Origin of the sequence: Janthinobacterium sp. LPB2021202312-11-4 (assembly GCF_037049705.1) — a bacterium.
In the GTDB taxonomy this organism is placed as follows: Bacteria; Pseudomonadota; Gammaproteobacteria; order Pseudomonadales; family Pseudomonadaceae; genus Aquipseudomonas.
In genome coordinates, this window is the sequence record NZ_JBAGKV010000067.1 from 1 (window position 1) to 4222 (window position 4222).

At 54.1% G+C, this 4222-nt stretch carries 4 protein-coding genes; all 4 read right to left on the reverse strand.

Going from position 1 to position 4222, the window contains the following annotated elements:
* Window positions 1-189: 189 nt before the first annotated feature.
* Window positions 190-2628 (reverse strand): phage tail tape measure protein, encoded by a 2439-nt coding sequence (locus V5E99_RS30760; RefSeq protein ID WP_499806279.1) that lies wholly within the window; start codon window positions 2626-2628, stop codon window positions 190-192.
* A 110-nt stretch (window positions 2629-2738) separates the two neighbouring features.
* The gene (locus tag V5E99_RS30765; RefSeq protein WP_499806280.1) at window positions 2739-3131 is read right to left on the reverse strand and encodes a hypothetical protein; all 393 of its coding nucleotides are present in this window, start codon (window positions 3129-3131) and stop codon (window positions 2739-2741) included.
* A 16-nt stretch (window positions 3132-3147) separates the two neighbouring features.
* Window positions 3148-4041: a Mu-like prophage major head subunit gpT family protein gene (locus tag V5E99_RS30770; protein WP_499806281.1), complete on the reverse strand. Its 894-nt coding sequence runs from the start codon at window positions 4039-4041 to the stop codon at window positions 3148-3150.
* A partial coding sequence (locus V5E99_RS30775) for a Mor transcription activator family protein (protein WP_499806282.1) occupies window positions 4038-4222 on the reverse strand: 185 nt, incomplete at its 5' end. The genes V5E99_RS30770 and V5E99_RS30775, both read right to left, overlap by 4 nt.

Sequence of the window (4222 nt, forward strand, 5' to 3'; positions counted from 1 at the left end):
CTAGGGAAGTGTCCTTGCATGAATGCGTTGCTAGCGTAGCGCGGTGTCATGGGTGTTGGCCATTTTTTGACTGATATCGAAATTTAGGCAAAAAAAGACCTTGGAGCGCTAACCAGGCGTCCAAGGCCAAAGTGCTGCGGGATGGCAAACGGAGAATTAAACCATCCCTTCCCCTCAACAACCTGCTGCTTAACCTCCGCGTCTCATCTGGACGCCAACCCGCCGCTCAAACTCTGCGAATACCGTATTGGTATCGGTTCTTACCTCAAATACAAACGGGCGATTGAGGACGCCTTCCAAGCGGCTGATAGCGCCATTGAGACCATTTACACCGCCCATTGCCCCTTCGGTGCCAATCATTCCGCTAAACGCACCACCCGGCTGACTACCACCTGCTGGCATGGCATTCGTACCCGTCAGCCGTTGTGCTTGTGAAGACATCCAGTCGGCTGGACTGGACTGCGTCATCATTGCCTGCAACCTCGCATTCGCCGCTTGAGTTGCCATACCTGCACTCACGGCGCGATCAGCGATCCCTGCCGCCCAACTACTGGCACCACCAATCGGCAGGCCAGATGCCGTCAGGCCCGTTTCATGATGTGCCAGGCGCTGAGCTTCTGATGACAGCCAATCTTGTGACTGCTCAGGGTTCTTATCGGCCAGGGCTATACGGTTGCGATAGAAGGCTGTTTGGTAGGTGCGCTGATCATCGTTTAGCAGTTTGCTGCGTTGAGCCTGATCAAGCCGTGAATCATCACCTTGAGGTGTGGAGCCTGGAACGAACGCTCCCGCGAGTTGAGGAAACCGGTACATCGCATACTTGGCATACGGTTCAACCGCTTTCATCCATTTGGCGCTGTTGGAGGGTGTTTTCCCCTTGCCAGTTGAGCCCAGCGAGATGTCAGGTGATACGCCACCACCCATATTACCCGGCCAGTTGGTGACAAACACCGAAGTGACGCCCGTGGCCTCTTCCAGCACCTTCCCGACTGCGATCCCTTGCATAGTTTCCAATGGGTTGCCCATTCCTGGCAGCTTGTTCAGCAACGCCCCAGCGCCTTTCTTGAGGCCACGTCCGGTGTAGTAACCGCCAATCGCGGTGGCGGCACCCAGACCTAGCATTTGCTCGCCTGATAGGTTCAAGTCATCGAGCAGGTAACTGCCCATATTGGCAAAGGCTTCATTGATAGGACGCGACATGCGGTCGGTGGCGTCCCGTAAGGTGGCTCGCATACGCCCAGCCGTCCCCGTGGCGCTTCCGGTGTTCTCTTTGAGTTGCTGGTTGAAAATAGGTGCTGCGTTATGAACCTGATCAGAGATACCAACCATGTTGCTCTGACGATCCCCCGTGAGCATCCAGCGCCATGCTGTAACTGCATCACGATCCATGCTCTTGAACACCACGTTGAAAAAACTAGCGCGACTTTTGTCATCAGGCATCTTGTCGTACTTTTTACGCAGATCCGCGATCACCTCGAAAGGATCACGACGACTTTTATCCTTGTTGAAAAAATCAACACCTGTGGTCTTGCTGACTTGTTGTTGATAGGTGCCGGTGTTGAACACCGACAAAAAGTTTCCGGTCATCGTGCGTAGGTTTTCGGCGTTGGGTTCCACGTTCGACAGAGACTCGATCAACCCCAACGATTGGTGAAACTTAAATCCTGCGGCATTCGCATTGCCACCAACCTTGCTAAAGATGTCGCCCAGGTCGGTCAGCTCGGCCTTGGCGGCATCACCCGCGATGGTCATTTTCTGGAGAATATCCAGCATCGTTGCCGGGTTCTCCAGGTCGAATCCGTAGGCCTCCTTTGCCGCCATACCTGCGCCCGCCAGAATAGTCGGATCGGCGTTGCGCAGGGCGCTAGCCTGGCCGATAGCATCAATACTCGACTTCGCGGCCTTTGGACTGAGACCACCAGCCAACAAGGCTTCTGCACCGCCCAGAATAGAGTCGGGATCATTGCCATACGACTTTGATACTCGGAATATCTCTTTGCGCATATCTTCATTTTGAGCAGGCGACATGTTGGCCGTCTGTCCCAACTGGATCATCCTTCGGTCAGTCTTGGCACTATTTGCTACCGACAGCCCAACACCGATACCCAACCCAGCTCCAGCTAAGTGACCATTAACGCCCGACATCATGCCTCTGACCCGACCGATCTCGGCCCGAGTGGCAGCGGCCACTGATTTAATAGTGCGCAAACTGCTGGTCGCGGCACGAGCTAACTGCCGAAAGCTCGTGCTGGTACGATCAACACCAGTGCGAAGCGGCGTGATGCCCTCGCGCTCTGCACTGCGTAGAGTTGCCTTGGTTTCCTGAGAGGCGCGACGAGCTGCTTGGCCCATGTCCTTGAGTCCGGCACCTGTCTGAATGACCTCGGTGCGGAACTCTCGCCCACTTTTGGTACTGTCCCGCATCGCCTGGCGAATCGCTTTGAAGCTGCCGACGCCTGCACGGCCAATACCTGAAATAGATGTTTGTGCTTTCTGGCCTTCAGTTGCCAGGGCACGAGCGCCTTCTTTACCAGCCTGGCGCAGGTCACGATTCAAGCCCGCGATCTCGCGTCGGCTGTTGCCCGAATTTGCCTGGATACGTAATGCGACGCGTAGATCGGCGGACATGAATTACCCCTTGGTTTTCTTGCGTCGTTTACTTACGTAGCGAGTACCCGTTTTTTGTTTGCCTATGAGCAGGTCGAGACGTGCCTCGACCTCCGATTTAGGCATTCGGTTTATTTCGTCGAGTCGGTAGCCGAATCGGACAAGGGCGTGTTCGACTTGTCGCCAGCCGTGCTTGCTGCGCTCGGCAGCGCGAGCTTTTTTTCCAGTGCTTCGTCGGCGGCACCCAACAATGCCAAGTCGGTTTCTGCCAGTTCAGCCCGCAACAAATCGAACGTCAGCGCCTCGGTCGGAATGTCACCAAGCGACAACAACTGGCGGTGATAAATAGCCATGGTCGCAACATGCAAAGATGCTTCGGGATGCTCGCTTTGAACGTCGATCAGATCGCCTGCCAGTGGAATGCGCATGGTGAATGTCTTGTGCCGCAACCCGGCGTAGTACACACCGACAGCCAGCTCACCGCAGATGGTCAAGCCTTCCCAACGCTTATCAATATTAGTCATCGTGACAACTCCTAAATCAGCTTAACCAGGTACTGACCAGAGGCTCCGCAGTACCTGCCCAGGGATTACCGCCGCTGGCATCTTTAACCAGGAGAGAACGAGCCTTACCTTCAAGCACTGGCGGCACCAGCAACATGCCAGGAACAACACCCAGAGGTCGGCCACCGTCGCTTTTGAAATCCATCATCGCGGCGCGAGCTGCTTCATAGTTCTCGACAGTGAGAGGTGCTTTCGAGCAGTAGGCGAACTGCCAGAAACCGAATCCAGCGTTCACCCGCGCATCCACGCCATAGCGGTACTCATCGCGCATGAACACCGATTCATCATCAACGCGGGTCATCGCTTTAAGGTCATAGTCCTGACGCTTCTGAAAGATGATCGGCTTGATCGCTCGGCTGACATCGAGCAGATACCAGGCTGGGCCAGCGCCATCTTGGAAGTTGCTGACCGAGACCGCGTCCCCGGTCGCGTCGCTGTTCGGATAAACCGGGTGATCGGTATCGAAGAAGTTTTGGCCGTCATAGCACTTTGTAGTGAGGCCGGCTTTGAGCAAGGCGAAGACCAATTCGTTCGGGTGGGCTGTTGACGCTCGCCCCATTTCCTCGATCAGCGGAGAGTAAACCCCAATTTGGTCATCTTCGATATCGGTACGCGATACAACGATGGAGCTTTCATACTTCTTGTTATCAATGGTGTATCCGTGAGCCGCCATATCCTTCAATACGCGGTCACCTACCCACTCACGGAATGCTGGAAACTGTCCCAGCCAAGCGTAGGTGTTACTGCGAGTCGAGGACGGTACGATGGTGGCAATTTTCTGCCAATCGGTCGGCGTGCCTGTTTGTGCTTTTTGGAATACTGCTTTGAAAGCAACGAATAATGCATTAATGGTGTTTTGTGTAACGATCATTTGATAAACCTATTTTTTGATTTTTTCAAGCCTTCTTCTTTTGCGAAGTTGGCAACGATGTCATAAGTTGTTGCAGATGTGAGTCCGTATTTCTTCGATATATCGACAATTGGAATATCGCTTTTCCAAGCAGCGTAAATTTCTTCATTGCGCTGCGCTAGCTCGTATTTAAAGCCTCTTG